This window comes from Aureimonas sp. SK2, from assembly GCF_029813115.1.
GTDB lineage: Bacteria > Pseudomonadota > Alphaproteobacteria > Rhizobiales > Rhizobiaceae > Aureimonas.
The window spans coordinates 1-4218 of the sequence record NZ_JAPZDS010000042.1 but is presented as its reverse complement, the minus strand read 5'-3'; the positions used below and the strand labels follow the sequence as shown (position 1 = coordinate 4218).

Annotated in this window: 5 protein-coding genes; 3 read left to right on the top strand and 2 right to left on the bottom strand. The window is 61.4% G+C overall.

Annotated features, from left to right (window positions below):
- The 3 genes from O5O54_RS22045 to O5O54_RS22035 all read left to right on the top strand — a co-directional run.
- Positions 1-656, top strand: a 656-nt coding sequence (locus O5O54_RS22045) for a hypothetical protein (protein ID WP_279483996.1), incomplete at its 5' end; no start/stop codon positions are given.
- Between the two features lie 240 nt (positions 657-896).
- A complete protein-coding gene (locus O5O54_RS22040; protein ID WP_279483995.1) occupies positions 897-1115 on the top strand; it encodes a hypothetical protein in 219 nt (72 codons plus the stop codon).
- A 225-nt stretch (positions 1116-1340) separates the two neighbouring features.
- Complete coding sequence (locus tag O5O54_RS22035) at positions 1341-1607, top strand: hypothetical protein (protein WP_279483994.1); 267 nt, start codon at positions 1341-1343, stop codon at positions 1605-1607.
- On the opposite strand, the gene O5O54_RS22030 is transcribed toward O5O54_RS22035, so the two are convergent.
- Complete coding sequence (locus O5O54_RS22030) at positions 1599-1835, bottom strand: hypothetical protein (protein ID WP_279483993.1); 237 nt, start codon at positions 1833-1835, stop codon at positions 1599-1601. The two genes, O5O54_RS22035 and O5O54_RS22030, sit on opposite strands and share 9 nt — an antisense overlap.
- A 34-nt stretch (positions 1836-1869) precedes the next feature.
- Entirely contained in the window at positions 1870-3999 is a 2130-nt protein-coding gene (locus O5O54_RS22025) for a DUF262 and DUF1524 domain-containing protein (RefSeq protein WP_279483992.1), read from the bottom strand.
- Positions 4000-4218: the final 219 nt, after the last annotated feature.

The window sequence follows — 4218 nt, the reverse complement described above, 5'->3', positions numbered from 1 at the left end:
CCCTCGACGCCAACGAGAGGCTAAAGCGGGTCTTCGAGACCGAGATCGATGGCGGCCCGGCGGAGTTCACGAAGATCAGGCCGGGTCAGAAGAACTCGGCCGTCGTGAACAACCCTGCGGCCAAAAAGACCGGGACCGACATCCTACGCTCGTCGATCAGGACCCAGCGGACGCAGTCGTCGTACCTGAAGTTCGCCTTGGGTGACGACGACGAGCGCGAGGCCGGCGACGTAGGCGTGGCAGAGCGATGGAACTTCGTGCCGCATGAGGAGCCGCTGAAGACGTATCAGGGTATCAGCCTCGATCAGCACGGCAATCTGCCGAGAAATGCCCTGGCGACGCTCTCACGGCGCTCACAGCGGCAAACGGGGAAGCGTGCCCCCTACGGGTCGAGGAAAGACCGGCCGTACCGCGAGGACGTGTTCTTTGGGAATTCGGGTCGGAAGGACACTATCGGCTTCTGGCAGCGGAACGACGATAACGCGCACAACAGGTCCCCCACGCTCCTCGTGCTGGCCGTCCCCAGGTCTACGTACGACGACGAGAAACTGCAGAAAGGATGGAACGCGTCGGTCCAGGAGGCGATGGACGACCTGCCGAAGACCGTCCAGCGTCGCTTGGCGTACGTCCTGTCGAGGATGGCCGCGAACGGTTGATCTCGGCCCGTCCCGGTTCCTCTTCTTCTGTTCATATATTCAAGACATGGCGACTTTCGCCAACCCGCTGATCTGGCTCGCGAATTTCGGGTAGGTTTTTGCCTTTCCCCACATCCTGGGGCGGAACTTCCCCCAAATCGACCATGTTTCCCCCCACACGTGCCGCCCGGACCCCGTTTCAGGCTCGACGACGCTTTTGAGAAACCGCTGTCGTCGCTCCATGCAAGCCCATGTTCCCACATGGAAATCGGCGATGGCGACATCTCGACGGCATCGACAACCTCTCGACAACGCGTCGAGGTCGACGTCGAGGCCGTCGAGGTCGACGTCGAGGCCATCGAGGTCGATGTCGAGGTCGATCTGTCGACGCCGACCCGTCGAGGCCGTCGACGTCGCGTCGAGGCTCGAAAACGGCTCGATGAAGGCTCGACGATCGCTCGACATCATCGACGTCGATGACCGTCGTCAAACGCCTGCGCGGCAAGGGTTTGCGGGTGCGTGATCGACCTCGATGCCTCGACGAGAAAGCTCGACGAGGCTCGACGTCGTGTCGAGGTCGATGTGTCGACGCTTTCTCGACGTCGAGGTCGAGGGTCGTCGTCGAGGTCGAGCTTCGACCTATCGAGGTCGTCGACGTCGACGGCCCTCGACAAGAAGCATTAGGAGGAGCGGACGCGCCTTGAGGTGGAGCGCGTCCGCCACGAACTCAAGATCGAGCAAGAGAGGCTGATATGGGAGCGGGTCATGCAGGACCAGCTTTTCGAACTCCGTCGTGAGCTTCGGCTCCAGGAACACGAGATCGGCCATCTGCGGACCGTCGGCCAGGCCTACCTCCGGCACATTACGCTGCTCGAAGGGCTCATGCGGGCAGCGAACATCAACATCCCGATCCTACAGATGCCGGAGTACCGGCCGCCGGTGTTCGGCGAGGATGGGGAGATACTAGGCTAGGCTGGCCTCGATTTTACGCAACTCGTCCTCGTCGATTACCTCCCTCCAGTCGTCATCCGACGCGGCATCGACGATCCGCCACGGTTCGAGCGGATCGCGTCCATTTGAGTAGGCGTAGCTGTCGATCCCAGCGTGGACCAGCCAGCGGATCTCCCCTTTCCGCCCCCTCTGGAAGAACCGACGTCGACCATCGTCCTTGAGGACGGGACGCTCCGTCTTGTTTCGCATGGTAGATCTTCCTCCAAGCACGTGACGTCGTGCATCACGCGTCGACCGTCGGCCCCATCTGTCGCTCGAACGCCTGCCGGATCAGCCCCATCGCGTAGGGAATCTCCTCCGGGGAGTTCATCGTGATCTCGACGTCCCCGTTTCCCCACCGGCCGAGGTCGGTGACGTCCATGCAGATGCCCTTCGGATCGTCGATCTCGTAAAACGGCACGTTGATCGACAGGCGAAGTTGCCGGGCCTGCGGGATGACATCGACGAAATTCGTCTCGGCCTTGAAGGCGATGTAGACCTTGAGGACGTCTTCGGTGACGTTGGGGTCCAACGCGAGAACCTCAGCCTTCAACTGCCCGAACAGGTCGGCAATCGGCCCCGACTTCAGGTGATGATGGTCCGCGAGCGTGTATCTGGCGACCGGCTTGGCCTCCTCCGGCCGGTACCGAGCCATCTCCTCCTGGGTCAGCTTCGGCATCGGCCAGACCTTCAGGCATTCCTTCGCCAGACGGTCGGCGCGGTTCTTGATGGCTTCCTCATCCCAGACGTCGACGTCACCAAGTCCTTGATTCAAGCGCAGCGGGCTCTTCGACAGACCGATGGACTCCCCGCTCGAACTCGTCACCTGATCCCGTTTGAAGAGCCAAGGCCGGTCCTTGTATTCGGAGTTGTATCCAGACAGCGTCAGGTTCCCGAGGGTGTGCAGCCACGTCTGGTGGACCCGCTGCCAGTCCGGCCCGAGATCGGAGCGCCACTCGGCAGACAGCTTCTCGTTCTGCGGCATGATGTGCTCGACCGTGTACTCGTCGACCGGCACCCTCTCCTTCCGCTTGTTGTTCTCGAACCGACGCAGCCAGAAGCCGCGAGTACGGAAGTTGTAAAGGTCCCGCTGCTTCAGGTCGCGCTCGAATTCGGCGTCGGTCGGCATGCGCCGGTACGTCGGCAGAAGGATGAACGTCGCCTTAGTGCTCTCCAGGTACCGCGTCCTGTCGATCGACCGGCTCAAGCCGGCGAAGATCTTGTTCAAGGCGTTGGTCGGCAGGCCGCAGATCGCACGACGGAAAACGTGCGTCTCGACCATGCGGACGATCTCGACCACATCCTTCGTCGAAAGACCGCCCTGCTTGTAATGGTCGTAGACGTCCAGAAGGAACGGGAAGGCGACGTCGACCTTCAGTTCCCGCAGGTCGTGGAAGGCGCTCTTCAGATCGGCGTCGGGCTCCTTGTCGAGCGCCATGGCCCAGTAGTAGGTCGCGAAGGCATGGATGTCGGCGACGAGCCTTTCCAGTGCAACGTCCCCCTCGAACGCCTTGGCGTAGTTCTTGAAGGCGACGTAGACGTGCCGGACGTTCGGTATCTCGCCGGTCTTCACGGTCAGATAGTGACGCATGAAGGCGTCGAAGTAGGTTGTGTACGCCGCCTGGCCGAAGCCGATCTCCATCGGACGCCAGTAGTGGATGTACAGCCGACGCTGGAGGTCCGGCTCTAGCCCCATCAGGATGTAGTTCCGGATCAGGTCCGCCTGGCTGAGTTCCAGCCCGGTCGAGTTCATGCTCTCAAAGATAAGCTGAGGGTTGTCGTGCGCTCGGTCGAGCGCGACCTCGACGAGCGTCAGTTTGGACAGGCCGGTGCAGACCGCCTCGATCTCGTCGGCATGGGCGACGATCAGGCTCCGGAAGAGCGCGAAGTTCTCGCTGATGCGCAGGCTGCAGTCCTGCGGCATCGGCGTGCCCTGGATGATCGCAAGAAGCGTGTCGCTGTCGGTCTCCGAGAGAAGCAGCTTGAAATGTCTTGGGCCGGTCTCGTCCGGGTTCACGAGGTAGTAGTTGCGCAGCTTCCGGGCCGAGAAGGTGTCCAGTATCTCATCGAGACCCTCTTCCGCGAAATGGCTCTCCAGGGCGGCGATCAGGAGGATGCTGGTAGTGAGGCGCTGCTGCCCATCGATGACGAGCAACGCCTCCTGGCTCGTGACGGACGACAGGGCGCGTTCGACGTACACGATCGACCCCAGGAAGTGCGCCTTGACCGACTCGTCCCTGCCCGCACGCAGGAGATCGTTCCAGAGCTGGTGGCACTGGTCCTTCTCCCACGAATAGTTCCGCTGATAGATGGGGATGACGAACTGCGGGGACTTCTTGATGAACTTGAGGAGGTTGGCTTCGGTCGCTTTCAAGATTCGGTCCCCATCGTTTGCCGTTTCCGAGGATTAGCATGGCCAGACGGGATCGCAGAGAGCGAGTATGCCCGTCGTCGGACAAGTGATCCTGTGCTGTCGCATGCCGGAAAAGACGATGTCGTGGAAGCTCTCTGAAGTGGCCGCATAGGAGCCACCTCTGAACACGATGATTCAAATGCCGAATGCCTATGCTTTCGACGGCCTTAACAGGCAGTC

What these genes read in the sequence shown, in the direction of transcription:
- O5O54_RS22030 (WP_279483993.1), bottom strand. Translation starts at nt 1,835, where the DNA reads ATGCGAAACAAGACGGAGCGTCCCGTCCTCAAGGACGATGGTCGACGT.
- O5O54_RS22040 (WP_279483995.1), top strand. Translation starts at nt 897, where the DNA reads ATGGAAATCGGCGATGGCGACATCTCGACGGCATCGACAACCTCTCGA.